Raw genomic sequence first — 17,232 nt, forward strand, 5'->3', positions numbered from 1 at the left:
GGCACCCGGCGGAGGAGGCGCGATGACGGAAACCTGGACACTCACCGAGGAGGACTGGCTGGCCCGGCTGGTGCGCGCCTACGTCGGCTGCAGCGTGCTGCTCACCGACGGGGCGGGCAAGGTCCTGCTGCTGAAGGCCAGTTACCGCGACCAGTGGCAGTTCCCCGGCGGCGGGATGGACCCGGGGGAGGGGCCCGCCGAGTGCGCGGCGCGGGAGCTGCGCGAGGAGACCGGGCTGGTCGTCGGCGCGCTCCGGCTGCTCGTGGTGGAGTGGCGCGACGCTATCCCCGACCAGGGTCAACACGCCCACCCCGCCGTGCAGTTCATGTTCGACGGCGGGACGGCCGAGACGGGCGTGGCGGTCCGTCTCCAGGCCGAGGAGATCGCCGACCACGGCTGGTTCACCCCGGCGCAGGCCGCCGCCGTGCTGCACCCGTGCGCGGCGCGCCGGCTCACCGGGGCCCTGGAGGCCCGGCGGACCGGCGCCGCCGCCCTGCTGCACTCGGCGGGGTACGTGGGCTGACGACCACGGCCGAGGAGGATCAGAGGAGCGTGCTCCAGTAGTACCAGAACCGGTTGAGCACCAGCAGCGCGATCACCGCCGCCCACAGCACCGGCAGCGCCCAGTGGTAGCGGGCCGCCTCCCGCACCACCACGCCCAGGCGCGGGCCCACCGCGATCACGCCCGAGCGCAGGTTGTGCAGCGTGGTGTACCAGAACAGCGCCACCACCGTCGCCCACACCACCATGCAGTACGGGCACAGCGCGCCGATCTCGTACAGCGCCTGGCCGATCAGCCAGTGCACGAACAGCACGCCCAGCGCGGTGCCCGCGTGCAGGCCCAGCCAGAACCAGCGCCGGTACGCGGCACCGGCCAGCAGCCCCGCGCCGATCGCCGTCAGCGCGCCGAAGGCGGCCAGGCCGAGCAGCGGGTTCGGGAAGCCGAACACCTCCGCCTGCTCGGTGCGCATCACCGAACCGCAGCTGATCACCGGGTTGATGTTGCAGCCGGGGACGTAGGAGGGGTTCTCCAGGATGCGGAGCTTGTCGAAGGTCAGGACGGCCGAGGCGGCCAGCCCGACCAGCCCGCCGAGGAACAGCAGGACGGCCAAGGCCCGGCTCGCCCCGATCGGGGCCCTGCCGGAGGCGTCGGGGGCGGGACGGGAGGGGTGCACGGTGGTAGCGGCGGACATGGCAGCACACTCCGGTGGTGGCGGGGGGAGGGCCGGCCCGGCCGGGAGTCGGCCGGGCCGGTGGTGCCGTGCGGTGGACCGGCCTTACTGCAGGCCGGCGGCCTGCGTGACCTGGGCGGTGAACTGCTCCGGCGAGACGACCGCGTTGCCGGCGAACAGGGTGACCGGCTTGCCGTCCACCTTGACCGTCGGGGTGCCCGTCACCCCGCTGTCGTTGAACGCGTCCGCGACCTTCGCCGCCCACGGCGCGTAGGTCCGGTCGGTGACGGCCTTCACGAACGCGTCCGTCTTCAGCCCGGGCACCTGGCCGGCCAGGTCCAGGAGGTGGTTGACGTCGCCGAAGCCGTCCTCGCGCTCGTCGGGCTGGTTGGCGTACAGCACGTCGTGGAACTGCTTGAACTTGTCCACGCCCTCGTTCAGCGCGGCACCGGCGGCGGCCAGCGCGGTGCGCGAGCCCCTGCCGCCGAGGTTCTTGTCCAGGAAGGCCGCCAGGTGGAACTCCACCTTGATCCGGCCGTCCTCGGTGAGCTTCTTGACCGTCTCGCCGTTCGCCGCCTCGAAGTGCTTGCAGATCGGGCAGCGGAAGTCCTCGTAGACCTCCATGGTGTGCGGGGCGTCCGCCTTGCCGTAGGTGATCACCGTGCCGTTCGGGCCGGTGGCGTTGGCCGGGACGACCAGCGCGGCCGAGCTCGCGGCCGCGGAGGCCTTGTCGTCCTTGTTCGAGGCCGAGTTGACGGCGACCGCGACACCGCCCGCCAGGGCGAGCACCACGACGGCGGAGACCGTCACGACGATCCGCTGACGGCGCTTGGCGGCCTGCTGCTCGATGCGCTGCGCCTCCTGGATCCGCTCACGGGCACTGATGCGCTTGTCCTGCTGCTTGCTGGGGGTCTGAGCCATGGGAAGTCAACTCCTGTACGCGGCGCGCGGGTGCGCGCGGGAAACCGCACCGGGTGCGGCGGGGTCGGGGAACGCGGGAGTCGTGCGCACTGCCTGCGGGCGTAGGGGGGCCGGAGGAGTCCGGCCGGGTACGGGAGGGGTGATCGACGAACGCGGGCGAACCGGCGGAAGCGATCAGCAGGCAGGCGCGAAGGCCGGCGGGCCGCGCCGGGGCGCCGGGCTCAGCACCACGTCCTCGCGGCGCGGCCGCACGCGGTCCGAGACCGGCAGCGGCACCCGCAGCACCGGGCGCACCGGAGCCGGGAGCAGCAGGACGAGCAGGGCGCGCAGCGGGCGGGCCAGGGACTTCTGCAGCGCCCGCAGCGCCCGGGCCAGGCCCGACAGCGCCGCGTCGCCCAGCCGCAGCCAGCCGGCGGCGGCCAGTGCGATCACCAGGTGCACCAGCAGGAGCAGCAGTTGGGTCGCCACCGGCGCCAACTGCCCGGCGTGGCCCAGCGAACCGGAGAGCAGCGAGCCGTCCATCGAACCGCCGCCGCAGACCAGCAGGTTCACCCCGCGGGCGGGGACCTGCCCGGTGAGCATCGGCCCACAGCTGGTCTGGCCCAGGTTGAAGGTGGTGTTGAGCAGCAGCTCGACGGGCACCATCACGCCGGAGATGTGCAGCATCCGCCGCTCCCCGCCGGCCATCGCGGCCGCGACCAGGAAGACGACGACGCACGCCGAGGCCACCAGCGACAGCGGCAGCGGGCGGCCCGTGATGACCACCTGGCCCAGCGCGGCCATCGGCACGGCGAGCGCGGTGAACACCGCGGCCCGCAGGGCCCTGGTCGCATGGGTCGAGGTCGTCACGCCCCGGAGTATGTCATGACGCCCGTATCCGGGACGAGGGCCCGTACGTCCCTGTTCCGGCTGACAGCGGCTCAGTACCCTGCGCGCTCGGACACGCCTTAGCCTGGAAGCGTTCCCGGTGAGTGACCCCGACGAGGGGATGACCGCACATGGCGAAACCCGAGACCACGGTGGGGCAGGTGCTGCTGGCCCGCATCGAGGCGCAGGCGAAGGTGCTGGCCGGGTTGGACGACGCCGTCCGGGCGGACGAGCCGGACGCGGTGCACCGGATGCGGGTCGCCTGCCGGCGGCTGCGCAGCGCGCTGCGGACCTTCCGGCGGCTGTTCACCCGGGGCGCGACGGACGGGCTGGTCGCGGACCTGCGCTGGCTGGCCGGCGCCCTCGGCGGCGCCCGCGACCGCGAGGTGCTGGCCGCCCGGCTGGCCGCCCAGGCCCGCGAGCTGCCCGCCGAGTGCGATCCGGAACGGGTCGCCGCGGCGCTGGAGCGGTGGGGCGAAGCCGCGTACCGCGAGGTCTGGCCGGAGGTGGTGGCCGCCCTGGACAGCCCGCGCCGCCGCGCCCTCGGCGACGCCCTGGCCGCCCTGCTCGCCGATCCGCCGCTGCGCCACCGGGCCGCCCGCCCCGCCGTCGCCGAGCTGTCCCGGCTCGCCGCCCGGGAGCAGGACCGTACCGCCGAGCGGGTCCGCACGGCCCTCGCGGCGGGGCCCGAGGAGCGCGACCGTGCCCTGCACGAGGCCCGCAAGGCGGCCAAGCGGGCCCGCTACGCCGGCGAGACCGCCGCCCCGGCGGTCGGCGCCCGGGCCGAGCGCTACGCGGAGCGGATGAAGGCCGTCCAGGAGGTGCTGGGCGAACACCAGGACGCCGTGGTCGCCGCCGCCACCCTGGCCGCCCACGCGTCGGCCTCCGGCGAGGCCTTCGGCTACGGCGTCCTCTACGGCCGCCAGCTGGCCGCGGCGGAGGCGGCGCGCGAGCGGCTGCCGGGGGTGTGGAAGCGGGCCGGGAAGCGGAAGCTGACGCGGTTCGGGTAGCGGCCGTCGAAGGGGCTTCCGTCGAGGGTGCCGCCGGCGGGTGGGGGCAGGCCGCGCGGGCCGACTACAGGGTGGTGAGCCCCGCCGAGTGCGCCGCCTCGCGCAGCAGGCCGCGGAGCATGTCGGTGGTCAGCCGGCCGGTGTTCGTGTTGCGCGGGCTGACGTGGTAGCAGCCGTACAGCCGCAGGGCGGGGCCGCCGTCCCGGGCGGGGAGGTCGACCCGGGCGGCGTGGCCGAAGGCGGGCCGGGGGCGGGGGACCTGCCAGCCGGCGTCCGCGAGCACCGGGAGCAGCGCCTGCCAGGCGAAGCCGCCGAGGGCGACGACGGTCCGTACGGTGGGGCGCAGCAGCTGGAGTTCGCGGGTGATCCAGGGCCGGCAGGTGTCGCGTTCGGCGGTGCTGGGCTTGTTGTCGGGCGGGGCGCAGCGGACCGGGTCGGTGATCCGTACGCCGTGCAGTTCCAGGCCGTCGCCGTGGCGCACGGAGGTGGGGCGGTTGGCGAGCCCGAGGTCGTACAGGGCGGCGTAGAGCAGGTCGCCCGAGGGGTCGCCGGTGAAGATCCGGCCGGTGCGGTTGGCGCCGTGGGCGGCGGGGGCGAGGCCGACCAGGACGAGCGGGGCGTCGGGCGGGCCGAAGCCGGGGATGGGGCGGGCCCAGTACTCCCAGTCCTGGTAGGCGCGGCGCTTGGTACGGGCGGTCTCCTCGCGCCACCGGACCAGCCGGGGGCAGGCCCGGCAGTCGGTGACCACCCGGTCCAGCGCGGCCAGTCCGGGGGCCAGGGCGGCGGCGTCGGCGGGGTGGCGGGGGTCGCCGGGGTCGTCGGCGGGGGAGTGGGGAGTGGCCACGCTCGGCATGGCCCCGATCCTAGGGCTCTTCCACGGCGCCCAGGGCTCTCCGCCGGCGGGCTGCACCGCCGTCCGGTGGCTTCCGGGCAGGCGTAGCGTGGAATCAGTTGTTCCGGCGGCCCCGGCCCGGTCGGGTCCGCGGGTGGTCGGACGCTCCGGTGTGCGCGCAGGCCGCGAGGAGGCCGCGATGATCGTCGATGCGGTGTTGGGAGTTCTCGGGGGGTTGGCCGGGCTGGGGGCGATCTGGGCGAGCCTGAGCATCAGGGTGGTCCAGCAGTTCCAGAAGGGCGTGGTGTTCCGGTTCGGGCGGGTGCGCGACGAGGTGCGCGAGCCCGGGCTGGTGGCGCTGGTGCCGATCGCGGACCGGCTGCGCCGGGTGAACGTGCAGATCGTGACGATGCCGATCCCGGCGCAGGAGGGCATCACCCGGGACAACGTGACGGTGCGGGTGGACGCGGTGGTCTACTACCGGGTGGTGGACGCGGTGAAGGCGACGGTCAACGTGCAGGACTACAACTTCGCGATCTCCCAGGTCGCGCAGACCTCGCTGCGCTCGATCATCGGCAAGAGCGAGCTGGACGACCTGCTGGCCAACCGCGAACCCATCAACCAGGGCCTGGAGTTGATGATCGACAGCCCGGCGCTGGGCTGGGGCATCGAGATCGACCGGGTGGAGATCAAGGACGTCGCCCTGCCGGAGTCGATGAAGCGCTCGATCGCCCGCCAGGCGGAGGCCGAGCGGGAGCGCCGCGCGCGGATCATCACGGCGGACGGTGAGTACCAGGCCTCGTCCCGGCTGTCGGAGGCGGCCGCGGTGATGAGCGCGACCCCGTCGGCGCTGCAACTGCGCCTGCTGCAGACCGTGGTGGAGGTGGCGGCGGAGAAGAACTCGACGCTGGTGCTGCCCTTCCCGGTGGAGCTGCTGCGCTTCCTGGACAGCGCGACGGAGTCCCAGCAGCGGGACCTGCTGGCGGCGGCCGCGGTCGCCGCGGCGGCGAAGTCCGCGAAGCAGGCGGTGGAGAGCGGTGAGGTCTCGGAGGAGGAGCTCGGCCGCGAGCAGCCCACGCGTGAAGTCCCGCCGCTGGAGGAGCTGTTGTCCCACTCGCCGCTGGAAGGCGCGGACCTGGAGGGCGGGCGGGCGGAGGCGGACGGTCAGGCCGTGGCGGAGGCGGTGGCGCAGGACCGTACGGAGCCGAAGGAGGCGTCCTGACGGTGCCCGGTGGCGTCCGTCACCCGGTCGGACCAGGATGGACGAGGGGGAGCAAGCCAGGTCAGGAGGCGGACCATGACCAGTGCCGGCGACATCATGCACCCGGGCGCGGAGTGCATCCGCGAGCACGAGACGCTCGCGGCCGCCGCCCGGATCATGCGGGAACGACACGTGGGCGCACTGCCCATCTGCGGGGAGAACGACAGGTTGCTCGGCATCGTGACCGACCGCGACATCGTGCTGCGGTGCGTCGCGGAGGGGCGTGACCCGGCGCAGGTGACGGCGGGCGAACTGGCCCAGGGGCGGCCGATGACGGTGGAGGCGGACGAGGACTGCGAGCAGGTGCTGCGGGTGATGGAGCAGTACCAGGTCCGCAGGCTGCCGGTGATCAACCATCCGGAGCACAAGCTGGTCGGCATGATCAGCGAGGCGGACATCGCGCGCGGCCTGCCGCAGGCGCGGCTCGCGGAGTTCGTGTCGGCGGTCTGCGCCGAGGAGCCGCCCAAGAAGGAGGCGTTGCAGGGCTGACCCGGCGCACGGAGATCGGACCGGCCCCGGCCGCGGTGAACGGCGCCGCCAGGCCGGGGCGGGGGTGGGGAGGGGCCTTCAGGAGGTGGGGCCCTAGCCCAGGGCGTAGACGGTGGTGGCGTGGGCGGCGGGGCCCTCGGCGCCCTCGGGCGTGAGGGTGACGTCGAGGAAGGCGATCCGGCGGCCGAGTTTGGTGATCCGGGCGTGCACCAGGACGTCGCGGTCGAGGACGGCGCGCTGGAAGCTGGTGGACTGCTGGACGGTGGTCATCGGGCCGAAGCCGCCGCGGGCCGCGGAGACCGCGATCACGCAGGCCGTGTCGGCGGCGGCCATCAGGGCCTGGCCGGAGAGTGCGCCGCCCTCGCGGGCGAGCTGGTCGGACCAGGGCAGGCGCAGGACGGCGTGCTGCTCGCCGGTCTCGGTGGTGGTCAGGCCGAGGGCCTGCACCCAGGGGGCGAAGTTCTCGGCCAGGATCTTGTCCGCCTCGGCGGGGGTGAGGGTCATCGCGCCATTGTGCCAAGAGCGTTGGCGGGGTGTCAGGACGTCGCGAGGGTGTCCAGGTGGCGGCGGAGCACCGCGCGCAGGTCCTCCGGGCCGACCAGGTCGGGGTGCTGGACGGCCTGCAGGGTGAGGCCGTCGAGGAGGGCGGAGAGTCGGCGGGTCTCCACGGCGAGGTCCAGGCCGGGGGCCAGGGCACCGGCCCGGGCGATCTCGACCAGGACGCGCCGGACCAGCTCGTCCAGGCCGGCCTGCAGCTCGGCGGCGCGGGGCCGGAGTTCGGGCCGGGTGCGGGCGGCGGTGACGAAGGAGAGCCAGAGCGCGGACTCCTCCCGGCGCTCGGCGTCCAGCGGGAGGGTTTCGGCGAGCAGCCGTGCGGTCTGTTCACGCCGGTCGGTGCCGGGGGCGTGTGCCGGGTCGAGCAGGGCGCGGGCGTGGGTGCGGATGCGGGCGTCGATCCGGCGGGCCAGCTCCTGCATCGCGAAGATCATCAGCTCGGAGCTGCCCGCGAAGTAGTGCCGCACCGAGCCGATCGCCAGCCCGGCCTCGTCGGCCACGTTGCGCAGCGAGGCGTGCTCCAGGCCCTCCCGGGCGGCGACGCGCAGGACGGCGTCGGCGACGGCCTGGCGGCGTTCGGCGGGATCGACGATCTTCGGCATGTTGCCGTTATAGCACGGGCGAGCTAAATTGCCGATTTAGCACGATCGAGCTATAAAAATTCGGGGAGCAGGGATGAACAACTGGGTGCACACGGCGCTGATCGCCGCCGTGGTGGTCGTGGTGGTGGTCCGGCGGCTGCGCGGCGAACCGCTCAACGCGCGGGACCTCCTCGCGCCGCCGGTGGTCCTCACCGGCCTCGGCCTGTGGGCGCTCTCGCAGCACCACGGCCTGGGCGTCGGGGACTACATCTGGGTGGGGGCGGGTGCCGTGCTCGGCGTCGCCTTCGGGGCGCTTCGCGGCGCCACCATCCGGGTCTACGAGCGGGACGGGATGCTGTGGCAGCGCTACACCGGCCGGACCTTCCTGGTGGCCGGGCTCTCGCTCGCCGCGATGGCGGGCTTCGCCGCGCTCGCCGCCCGCAACGGCCTGGCGGCGGACGCCCGGCCGGTCCAACTGTCCATCGGTGTCGGCTTCCTGGGGGAGGCGCTGGTGGTCGGCTGCCGCGCGCTCGCCTCCGGCGTGCCGTTCGCACCGGAGCGGCGGCCCTTCGAGCGGTAGCGTCGACGCGGTCACCCCGCGGTGCGCAGGGCCCGGGCGATCAGCTCCGCCAGGTGCAGGGCCTGCCTCCCGTCGGCGAGTTGGGCGATCTGGGTACGGCAGCTGAAGCCGTCGGCGAGCACCACGGTGTCCGGGCCGGCCGCCCGGAGCTCGGGCAGCAGGACGCGCTCCGCGATCGCCTCGGACACCTCGAAGTGGCCCCGCTCGAAGCCGAAGTTGCCCGCCAGACCGCAGCAGCCGGAGTCCAAAACCCGGTTGTCCAGGCCGAGTCGGGCCTCCACCCGGCGGTCGGCGGCGGAGCCGAGCACGGCGTGCTGGTGGCAGTGGGTCTGGGTGACGGCCTCCAGCGGCACGCGCGGCAGCGGGGCGTCCGGGGCGTACTCGTCGATGAACTCGGCGAAGGTGCGGGTGCGTTGGGCGAGCGGGCGGCCGTCCGTGCCGAGCAGCCGGGGCAGGTCCTCGCGCAGGGTCGCGGTGCAGCTGGGGTCCAGGCCGACCACGGGGGTGTCGGCCGGGACTCCGGTTGCCCCGATGGCCCGCAGGCTCCGCCGCAACACCCGGCGGGCGCCGTCGAGTTGGCCGGTGGAGTACCAGGTGAGGCCGCAGCAGACCGGGCCCGCGGGCAGCCGGACCTCGAAGCCCAGGTGCTCCAGCACCTCGACGGCCGAGCGCAGCACGTTCGGCTGGAGGTGGTCGGAGAAGGTGTCCGGCCACAGCAGCACCGGTCGTGCGCCCGGCGGTGCCGGGTGCGCGGCGCGGTGCCGGCGGTGCCAGGCGGTGAAGGTCTCCGGCGGGAAGACCGGCAGCACCCGCCGCGGGTCGATCCCGCCGAGCCGCTTGAGCAGCCCGCCGAGCGGTGAGCGGAGCAGCGTGTTGGCGGCCCCGGGCGCGAGTGCCACGGCCCGCAGCCAGAGCGGCAGCCGGCCCATCGAGTAGTGGGCGAGCGGGCGCGGCCGGTGCCGGTAGTGCTGGTACAGGAACTCGGACTTGTACGTCGCCATGTCGACGTGCACCGGGCAGTCGCTCGCGCAGCCCTTGCAGCTCAGGCAGAGGTCGAGCGCCTCCCGGACCTCCGCGGACCGCCAGCCGTCGGGGATCGCGTCGCCCCGCAGCATCTCGGCGAGCAGTCGCGCCCGCCCCCGGGTGGAGTGCCGCTCTTCGCCGGTGGCCATGTAGCTCGGGCACATCACCCCGGTGGTCGGGTCCACGCACTTGGCGACGCCCACACAGCGGTGCACCGCCTTGGCCAGGCTGCCGGCGTCCTGCTCGTACGGCAGGGCCAGCGGCAGCGGGCGGCGCGGGGCGGTGACGAAGCGCAGGTCGGCGTCGAGCGGCCGCGGGTCGACCAGGGCGCCCGGGTTGAGCAGGTTCTCCGGATCCCAGATCCGCTTGAACTCGCCGAACAGGCCGATGATCTCGGGCGGGTACATACGCGGCAGCAGCTCGGCCCGGGCCTGGCCGTCGCCGTGCTCGCCGGAGAGCGAACCGCCGTACGAGACCGCCAGATCGGCCGCCTGCTCCAGGAACTCCCGGAAGACCAGCACCCCTTGGGGCTCGTCCAGCGGGAAGTCGATCCGCAGGTGCACGCAGCCGTCGCCGAAGTGCCCGTACGGGACACCGTGCAGGCTGTGCCGGCGCAGCAGGGCCCGCAGGGCGCGCAGGTAGTCGCCGAGCCGCTCGGGCGGGACGGCAGAGTCCTCCCAGCCGGGCCAGGCCTCCCCGCCCCCGGGCAGCCGCGTGACGATTCCGGCGCCGGCCTCCCGGACGGCCCACAGCTGGCGCTGCTGGGCCGGGTCGGTGACCAGGGCGACGGAGGCGGAGCGCTCGCGGCGCACCGCGTCGGCGAGCCGGCGGGCGGCCTGGTAGGCGGCCAACGGGGTGTCGCCGCCGGTCTCCAGGAACAGCCAGCACGCGCCGGCGGGCAGCCGGTCCAGTGCGGGCGGGCGGGGGCCGGCGGCGAGCAGGGCGGCGATCAGGTCGGCGGCCATGCCCTCGGCGGTCAGCGGGCCGTACGGCAGCAGCGCGGGGACGGCGTCGGCGGCGGCGCCCTCGTCGGGGTAGCCGGCCACCACCAGAGCGCGCGCGGGCGGGTCCGCGACCAGGCGGACGGTCGCGGCCAGCAGCAGCGCGCAGGTGCCCTCGGTGCCGGTGAGCGCCCGGGCGAGGTCGTGGCCCTGCTCGGGCAGCAGCGCGTCCAGCGGGTAGCCGGAGGTGCGGCGCGGAAGCCGGGGCATGCCCTGACGGATGGCGGCGAGGTTGCGGTCGGTGAACTCCTGGAGCTGCCGGTGGAGTTCACCGGCCCGCCCGGGCTGCCCGGCCAGCGCGGCGCGCTCGGCGGCGGTGAGCCGGCCGCCGACCGTCAGCTCGGTGCCGTCCGCGAGCAGCAGCTCCAGTCGCTCGACGTTGTCGGCGGTGCGCCCCCAGACGAGCGAGTGCGAGCCGCAGGAGTCGTTGCCGATCATGCCGCCGATGGTGCAGCGGCTGTGCGTGGACGGGTCCGGGCCGAAGCGCAGCCCGTACGGCCTGGCGGCGCGCTGGAGGTCGTCCAGGACGGTGCCGGGGCGCACGCGCGCGGTGCGCGCCTCGGGGTCGATCGCCAGCACCTCGCCGAGATGGCGGCGGAAGTCCAGCACCACCGCGCCCGGGCCGATCGCCTGGCCGCCGATGCTGGTCCCGGCGCCGCGTGCCACGACCGGCACCCGGTAGCGGCGGCAGAGCGCCAGCGCGGTGCGGACGTCGTCCGGGTCGGCGGGTTTGACCACGCCGAGCGGCAGCTGCCGGTAGTTGGACGCGTCGTGGCTGTAGACGGTCCGTTCGGCGGCGCCGAAGCGGACCTCGCCGCGCAGCACGGCGGCCAGCTCACGGGCCAGCTCGGCGCCGGGGACGGCGGACGGACGGCTCACCAGGGACCTCCCGGGCGCGACAGGGCAGGGCCCGATGATCGCAGCCGGGGCGCCGAAGGGGTACCGGGCGCGACGGGGGTACCACCGTCGGGGTGTCCCGGGCCCGGGCGGGCCTACTTCCGCCCGGTGAGCGTGCCGCGCGCGATGTGGGAGAGCTTGGCGACCTCGAACGCCGGGTAGGCGCCGCCCGCGAGCAGCGAGAACTTGATCCCCTCGCGGCCGCCCGGCCGGCGGTGGCCCGGCGGCAGGAAGCGGCGGTGGTGCTCGGCGGCCCGGTGGAAGAACTGCGGCCGCTCGGCGCGGCTGACGCAGCCCGCGAGGTCGAAGACGAACAGGTAGTGCCGGATCATCCGGACGAACAGCGCGTCCCGCACGGCGTACAGGTGCGGCTGCTCCTCCAGCAGGGCGAAGCTGCGCTCGTACTGCTCGAACAGGTCGAAGACGCTGCTGCCCGGCCCGCCCGCCGGGTGGACGGTCTCCCGGCGGCGCAGCTGGACGCACTCGCGCGCCAGCACGGCGGCCTTCTGCGCGCCGAGCAGCGCCGCGTGCACCACCGGGACCTCCTCGTAGCGGCCGGGCGGGAAGGCGAGCTCCAGCCCCGCCCAGTGGCCGCGGCGGATCAGCCGGTCCCAGACCAGCGGCGGTGCGCCGAACAGCTCGGGCCGGTCGAAGGGGGCGAACACCTCGGGGCCTGCCTCGGCGAGCAGCGCCTCGGCCCCGCCGGGCCAGTCCCGGCCCTGGTGCCGGCGGGAGTGGCCGAACAGCAGCACGTCCACCGGGCCGGTCTGCTTCAGCCGGTCGGCGAGCGCCTGGAGCGCGTCCCGGGGGAGCAGGTGGTCCGCGTCGAGGAACAGCAGGTACTCGCCGGAGGCCCGGGCGGCCCCCGCGTTCCGGGCCACCCCGACGCCGACCGCCGCGTTCAGGTGCAGCACGGACACCCGCGGATACCGCGCCGCGTACGAGTCGGCGAGTCCGGCCGCGGTCTCGGGGGAGCGGTCGGCGACCACGATCACCTCGACGTCGGCCAGGGACTGCGCGAGCAGCGAGTCCAGGCAGTCGGCGAGTTGTTCGTGCTGGTCGTAGGCGGGGAGCACGACGCTGATCAGGGGTGAGGCCATGACGCCGGAGCGTAAGAGGGCCCGCGGACCGTGGCAAAGCCCTGACGGTGCGTAATTCCCAGCAATTGGCGGCAAATCGTACGACCGTGCGCCATATCTTCACGTCACCTTCCGGACGCGTCCACGTCAGGCCGGACGTCGGGTCGGACGCCCGGCGCCGGACGCCTTGGGCCGGACCGCCCGGCGGCAGGAAGGACGCGCGCGAACGGCGGAGGCCCGCGACGCGTCGGTGCGTCGCGGGCCTCCGGGGGTGCCGGGTGAGCGGGTCGGCTCAGTACCAGTGGTGCGCCTGCCAGAACGACCAGGCGGCGCAGGGGCTGCCGTAGCGGCTGTTCATGTAGTCGAGGCCCCACTTGATCTGGGTGGCCGGGTTGGTGCGCCAGTCGGCGCCCGCGGAGGCCATCTTGGAGCCCGGCAGGGCCTGGACCAGGCCGTAGGCGCCGGAGGACGCGTTGACGGCCAGCGGGTTCCAGCTGCTCTCGTGGAACACGATGTTGCTGAAGCACTGCAGCTGGCCGGCCGGGACGATCTGCGCGGCGATCTGCTGCGGGGTGCCGGAGTAGGTGGTCGCGAGGTTCTGGCGCTGCTGGGAGCGGGAGGCGGCGGCGTCCGCGTCGGCCTTGGCCTTGGCGTCCGCCTGGGCCTTCGCCTCGGCCTCGGCCTGCGCCTGGGCGGCCGCCTGCGCCGCGGCCTGGGTGGCGGCGTCCGCGTCGGCCTTGGCCTGGGCGTCCTGGGCGGCCTGCTGGTCGGCGGCAGCGGTGTCAGCCCGGGCCTGGTCGGCGGCCGGCTTGCCGTCCACCGAGACGGCGGCCGCGGGGGCGGCGGCCTCGATGGTGTTCCCGGCCTGCGGGATGGCGAGAGCGGCGGTGGCGGCGCTCGCGACCACGAGGGTGGCGATGCCGGTGATCAGGGAGTTGCGGCGGGCATGGCTGAGCTGCATGAAGCGGGCGTTCCTTCTCCGTCGGGGACCGTGCCGGTGGTGCCGGGCACGGCGCATCGCACGGGCTCCGGGTGAGCGGGGCCCGCGCGGCCGTCCGGGACGGCCGTGGCGCCCCGGCGGAAGCGGCGGGGCGGGCGGGCTGCGCGGCGGGACCTGGTCGGGGTCGGACCGCGCTGCCTGGCGACGGGCCATTCTTGGCAGGGCCCGGGACGGGTGGCAAAGGCAGTCGCTACTACGCCGGGTAGTGGCCGCGGGGCGGCCGCGGCGGGGCCAGCCGGGGGATTTGGCAGGGTTTGTCCACATTGCGCACTCGGGGGTGGCGACCGGGTGACATCGGAGGAACGTAAGAGTGACAGGCATGGTGGCCTGCGTTCTTCAGGTAGCCGGTACGGGGTCGCTGCCTGGACGGCACACGGCGGCGGTGCTCCGGCGGGGGCGGCCCGGCGACCGTCCACTAGCGAGGATCGTAGACGCCGGACCCCCTGTGGGCGGCCTCACATCGTCGACCGCGCGAGTTCGGCGCAGTGTGACCGGGCGGTCACGGAGTCACGGGGTCGCGTACGGGTTCCCGGGAGCGGGCCGTGCGGCGGGGGTGGGGAAGGGTGCGGTCGGCTGCTCCTCCTCCTTCTCCTCCTCTTCCTCTCCCGCCCCGGCCGGGACGAGATCGCGGGCCAGCAGGGTGGCGCCGGCGACGGCCCCCGGCATGGCGAGCACCGTCACCAGCGGCACCAGGAAGGCCAGCACCAGCGGCGTCCCGAAGCCCAGCGCCAGCCCGAGCCGGGCGCGCAGCAGCCGGATCCGCTCGCGCTGCGGCACCCCGCGCCGCTGGAGGGCGACGGCCGTCAGCTCGACGGTCAGGAAGAAGCCGGAGACCAGGAAGCCGAGCGCCGGGACCACCGTCTGCCCGACCACCGGGATGAACCCGCAGGCGAACAGCAGCACACCGAACCCGGCCACCCGCACCAGCACGGACGCGCTGTCGCGCAGCGCGACCAGCAGCTCGCGCCAGAGCGCGGTGTCCGGCGGGGTGGGTGCACCGCCCTCGGTCTCGTCGACCTTGGCGCAGAGCGCCTCGTAGAAGGGCTGCCCGACCAGCAGTGCGACGGCGGTGAAGGTGAGCACGGAGAGCAGCAGGCCGCCGCCGAAGGCGACCGCCGCGAGCGTGTCGCGCAGCAGTGCCCGCCAGGGTGAGCCCCAGTGGTCGGCGAACGGGGTCGCCCAGGCGGCGAGGTCCCCGGCGCGGGCGGCGAGGAAGGCGAGCGCGGCGACGTAGCCGATCAGGGCGAGCAGGGCCGGCAGCATCCCGAAGCCCCACCAGCGGCCGTGCCGGCCCACCCACTTCTGGCCTTCGACCAGGTACTTCATCCCCGCCACAAGATCCCGCATGGGCGATGAGCCTAGAGCCTCCGCAGCCGGAACCGTGCATTGCCGTGTTCCTGCCAGATTCGACCGGCAAGGCCGACCCCCTCCTGTCGCGCGGCTCGCCGGGCCACTCTCGGTCTTCCCCCACCTGCAAGGAGGATCGTGATGAAGCGTCAACTCGGCAGAGTCTTCAGCCTGTTGGCCGGCCTGGTGCTCGGCGCCGGCGCGCTGGTGCTGCCCGCTGCCGCCTCGCCCGCGCCCTCGCCGACCGTCGTCGGCGGCACGCGGGCGGCGCAGGGCGAGTTCCCGTTCATGGTGCGGCTCTCGATGGGGTGCGGCGGCGCGCTCTACACCTCGCAGATCGTGCTCACCGCCGCCCACTGCGTCGACGGCACCGGCGCCGACAGCAGCATCACCGCCACCTTCGGCGTGGTCGACCTGCGCAGCGGCAGCGCGATCAAGGTGCAGTCCTCGTACGTCTACCAGTCGCCCGCCTTCACCGGTGCCGAGAACGGCGACGACTGGGCGCTGATCAAGCTGGCCTCGCCGGTGACCAGCAGCCAGGTCAGCACCCTGCCGATCGCCACCACCACGGCCTACGACAAGGGCACCTTCACCATCATGGGCTGGGGCGCGGCGCGCGAGGGCGGTGCCCAGCAGCGGTACCTGCTCAAGGCCGCCGTCCCGTTCGTCGACGACGCCACCTGCGCCGGCGCGTACCCGGGCCTGAACACCGCCGGCTCGCTCTGTGCGGGCTACGTCGCCCAGGGCGGCGTGGACACCTGTCAGGGCGACTCCGGCGGCCCGATGGTCCGCCAGGACACGGCCGGCCGCTGGGTCCAGGTCGGCATCGTCAGCTGGGGCAACGGCTGCGCCCGCGCCGGCTACCCGGGCGTGTACACCCAGGTGAGCACCTACGCGGCGGACATCGCCGCCGCGGCCGCCGGCCTCTGAGCGCCTGACCCTGGTACGGCAGGGCCGGTCACCACACCCGCAGGTGGTGGTCGGCCCTGCCGCGTGTGGTGGGCGGGGCGTCGATCGGCCACTCCGTGTGGCGTGCGCCACGGCCCCGGCGGTTGGCTGGGAGCGCGCCGTCAGGATGCGCGCACCGTGAGCGAAAGGTCGCCCGGTGTGAATGCCGACGGCTTTGGAACGCGCTCGCCTCGACGAGCCGTGCACACTCCCTCTCACTCGCCACAAGGAGATCCCTGATGAGAACCCCCCTGCGCCTGGGCAGCCTCGCCCAGTGCCCGAGCAGGGCCCCGCCCTGCCCGGGCCTTCAGCTGCGCAGCCACTCCCGGGCGCGGCGCTGTTCGCGGGCGATCCGGCCGGTGGTGCCCGGGGGCAGGCGGGCGAGCAGGGCGGCCGCGGCGTCGGGGTGCCCGGCGTGGGCGTGGGCTCCGGCGAGACGGGCGGTGACCAGGGTGTGGTCGCGCGGGTGGGCGGCCGGGTCGAGCAGGGCCAGGGCGGCCTCCAGCCGGGCCGCGGCGGTGCGGGCGTGGGCGGGGCGGCCGGTGTGGACGGCGAGGTCCCGGTGGCAGGTGCCGTGGGCGACGGCCAGGACCAGGTCGGCGCGCGCCGACCAGGGCGTGGGTCCGTCGGAGTGCCGGGCGGCCTCGGTCAGCCGGTGGGCGTCCGCGAGCGCCTGGCGCACCTGCGGTGCTTCGCCGACCAGCGCGTGGGCGTGGGCCTTGGCGACGGCGGCCCAGGCCCGGAGTTCGGGCAGCGGAGGGGCGGCCGCCCGGGCGGCCTCGGCGAGGGCGAGTGCGGTGGCCGGGTCGCCGCTCCACCAGTGCAGGGTGCTCTGCCGGGCGAGCAGTGCGGCCGTGGTGGCCCGGTCGCCGGTCGCGTGCGCCCACTCCAGCCCGGTGGCGTACCAGCTGAGGGCGCGGGCGCAGCGGTCGCCCTCGAAGTGGGCCCAGCCGGCGAGTTCGGCGTACTGGGCGGCGAGCGAGCGGACGGCGGCGAGGCTGGTGCGCGGCGCGGTGTGCTGCCAGCCGGCCAGCGTGCGGGCGTGGTGCTCCAGGACGGCGGTCAGCTCCTCGCCGCCGATCCGGCAGGCGGCGGCGCGGTAGCCGGTGAGCAGGTGGGCGAGCACCTCGACGGTGGCCGCGTCCGGTGGGGCGGCGTCGGCGGCGAGCGGCGGCCGGGTGGCGGCGGCGAGTTCGTCGAGGCGTTCGCGCTCCTGCCGGACGGTCTGCCACAGTGCGGCCAGCTCCCCTCCGGCCAGGAGGAGTTCGTCCGCTCGGGCGGGTAAGCCGGGCGGTGGCCAGCGGCGGGCGTTCTCCACCCGGCTGATCAGCGAGTTGTGGTAGCCGAGCAGGCGGCCGAACTCGGTCTGGCTGAGGCCGCGGGCCTCTCGCCAGTGGCGCAGCCGGCGCCCGAAGCGCAGTCGCGCGGACTCGGGTTCGGTGCGGGGCCGGGGCGGGGTGGCTGCGGGCTGGTGCGGCGTGGGGGCGGGCAGGGGCGGCACGGGATCTCCCGGAGGGCTGGGGGACGCTCGTGGGGGAGCGCCATGCCCAGGTATCCCCCTTGACGTGCCTTGGTCAAACGAGGGTGCGCCGACCTCCTGCCGGTGCCCTGTTGCCGGTGCGCCGCTCGGCCGGGCGGTGGGCGCGGGCGGTGGCACGGCCCCGGAGAA

The 17,232-nt window shown here is 75.1% G+C and carries 17 protein-coding genes; 6 read left to right on the top strand and 11 right to left on the bottom strand.

Annotated elements, in window-relative coordinates; all coding sequences use genetic code 11:
• Positions 1 to 22 precede the first annotated feature (22 nt).
• Positions 23 to 523: an NUDIX domain-containing protein gene (locus CRP52_RS28295; protein ID WP_097238972.1), complete on the top strand. Its 501-nt coding sequence runs from the start codon at positions 23 to 25 to the stop codon at positions 521 to 523.
• 19 nt (positions 524 to 542) lie between these two features.
• On the opposite strand, the gene CRP52_RS28300 is transcribed toward CRP52_RS28295, so the two are convergent.
• The 3 genes from CRP52_RS28300 to CRP52_RS28310 form a co-directional block, all read right to left on the bottom strand.
• Positions 543 to 1,193 (bottom strand): vitamin K epoxide reductase family protein, encoded by a 651-nt coding sequence (locus CRP52_RS28300; RefSeq protein ID WP_097238973.1) that lies wholly within the window; start codon positions 1,191 to 1,193, stop codon positions 543 to 545.
• Between the two features lie 84 nt (positions 1,194 to 1,277).
• The gene (locus tag CRP52_RS28305) at positions 1,278 to 2,093 is read right to left on the bottom strand and encodes a DsbA family protein (RefSeq protein ID WP_097238974.1); all 816 of its coding nucleotides are present in this window, start codon (positions 2,091 to 2,093) and stop codon (positions 1,278 to 1,280) included.
• A gap of 174 nt (positions 2,094 to 2,267) precedes the next feature.
• Positions 2,268 to 2,942, bottom strand: coding sequence for a hypothetical protein (locus tag CRP52_RS28310; protein WP_097238975.1), 675 nt, complete (start codon positions 2,940 to 2,942; stop codon positions 2,268 to 2,270).
• A 149-nt stretch (positions 2,943 to 3,091) separates the two neighbouring features.
• On the opposite strand from CRP52_RS28310, the gene CRP52_RS28315 reads away from it, so the two are divergent.
• On the top strand, positions 3,092 to 3,970 hold the full coding sequence (locus CRP52_RS28315; RefSeq protein WP_097238976.1) for a CHAD domain-containing protein: 879 nt from the start codon (positions 3,092 to 3,094) through the stop codon (positions 3,968 to 3,970).
• A 64-nt stretch (positions 3,971 to 4,034) separates the two neighbouring features.
• On the opposite strand, the gene CRP52_RS28320 is transcribed toward CRP52_RS28315, so the two are convergent.
• Entirely contained in the window at positions 4,035 to 4,823 is a 789-nt protein-coding gene (locus CRP52_RS28320; RefSeq protein WP_097238977.1) for a uracil-DNA glycosylase, read from the bottom strand.
• Positions 4,824 to 5,001: 178 nt separating this feature from the next.
• On the opposite strand from CRP52_RS28320, the gene CRP52_RS28325 reads away from it, so the two are divergent.
• Both CRP52_RS28325 and CRP52_RS28330 read left to right on the top strand, forming a co-directional pair.
• Positions 5,002 to 6,024: an SPFH domain-containing protein gene (locus CRP52_RS28325; protein ID WP_097238978.1), complete on the top strand. Its 1,023-nt coding sequence runs from the start codon at positions 5,002 to 5,004 to the stop codon at positions 6,022 to 6,024.
• A gap of 75 nt (positions 6,025 to 6,099) precedes the next feature.
• Positions 6,100 to 6,552, top strand: coding sequence for a CBS domain-containing protein (locus CRP52_RS28330; RefSeq protein WP_097238979.1), 453 nt, complete (start codon positions 6,100 to 6,102; stop codon positions 6,550 to 6,552).
• A gap of 93 nt (positions 6,553 to 6,645) precedes the next feature.
• Here the strand turns inward: CRP52_RS28330 and CRP52_RS28335 are convergent, their stop codons facing one another.
• Together CRP52_RS28335 and CRP52_RS28340 are read right to left on the bottom strand one after the other, a co-directional pair.
• Positions 6,646 to 7,056 carry a PaaI family thioesterase gene (locus CRP52_RS28335; RefSeq protein WP_097238980.1) on the bottom strand — a complete coding sequence of 137 codons (411 nt, stop codon included), beginning with the start codon at positions 7,054 to 7,056 and terminating at the stop codon, positions 6,646 to 6,648.
• A 32-nt stretch (positions 7,057 to 7,088) separates the two neighbouring features.
• Positions 7,089 to 7,709, bottom strand: coding sequence for a TetR/AcrR family transcriptional regulator (locus CRP52_RS28340; RefSeq protein ID WP_097238981.1), 621 nt, complete (start codon positions 7,707 to 7,709; stop codon positions 7,089 to 7,091).
• A gap of 73 nt (positions 7,710 to 7,782) precedes the next feature.
• On the opposite strand from CRP52_RS28340, the gene CRP52_RS28345 reads away from it, so the two are divergent.
• A complete protein-coding gene (locus tag CRP52_RS28345; RefSeq protein ID WP_097238982.1) occupies positions 7,783 to 8,268 on the top strand; it encodes a CcdC protein domain-containing protein in 486 nt (161 codons plus the stop codon).
• A gap of 11 nt (positions 8,269 to 8,279) precedes the next feature.
• On the opposite strand, the gene CRP52_RS28350 is transcribed toward CRP52_RS28345, so the two are convergent.
• The 4 genes from CRP52_RS28350 to CRP52_RS28365 form a co-directional block, all read right to left on the bottom strand.
• Positions 8,280 to 11,171 carry an FAD-binding and (Fe-S)-binding domain-containing protein gene (locus tag CRP52_RS28350; protein ID WP_179852948.1) on the bottom strand — a complete coding sequence of 964 codons (2,892 nt, stop codon included), beginning with the start codon at positions 11,169 to 11,171 and terminating at the stop codon, positions 8,280 to 8,282.
• Between the two features lie 113 nt (positions 11,172 to 11,284).
• Complete coding sequence (locus CRP52_RS28355) at positions 11,285 to 12,289, bottom strand: glycosyltransferase family 2 protein (RefSeq protein ID WP_097238983.1); 1,005 nt, start codon at positions 12,287 to 12,289, stop codon at positions 11,285 to 11,287.
• A 271-nt stretch (positions 12,290 to 12,560) separates the two neighbouring features.
• A complete protein-coding gene (locus CRP52_RS28360; protein WP_097238984.1) occupies positions 12,561 to 13,229 on the bottom strand; it encodes a transglycosylase SLT domain-containing protein in 669 nt (222 codons plus the stop codon).
• A gap of 546 nt (positions 13,230 to 13,775) precedes the next feature.
• Positions 13,776 to 14,615, bottom strand: coding sequence for an EI24 domain-containing protein (locus CRP52_RS28365; protein ID WP_097238985.1), 840 nt, complete (start codon positions 14,613 to 14,615; stop codon positions 13,776 to 13,778).
• 141 nt (positions 14,616 to 14,756) lie between these two features.
• Here CRP52_RS28365 and CRP52_RS28370 point away from each other — a divergent pair, with 141 nt between their 5' ends.
• On the top strand, positions 14,757 to 15,545 hold the full coding sequence (locus CRP52_RS28370; RefSeq protein WP_097238986.1) for a S1 family peptidase: 789 nt from the start codon (positions 14,757 to 14,759) through the stop codon (positions 15,543 to 15,545).
• A gap of 325 nt (positions 15,546 to 15,870) precedes the next feature.
• Here CRP52_RS28370 and CRP52_RS28375 read toward each other — a convergent pair whose 3' ends face one another.
• A complete protein-coding gene (locus CRP52_RS28375; protein ID WP_101948258.1) occupies positions 15,871 to 17,064 on the bottom strand; it encodes a helix-turn-helix domain-containing protein in 1,194 nt (397 codons plus the stop codon).
• Positions 17,065 to 17,232 lie beyond the last annotated feature (168 nt).

The organism is Streptomyces sp. 1331.2 (assembly GCF_900199205.1).
Lineage (GTDB): Bacteria > Actinomycetota > Actinomycetes > Streptomycetales > Streptomycetaceae > Kitasatospora.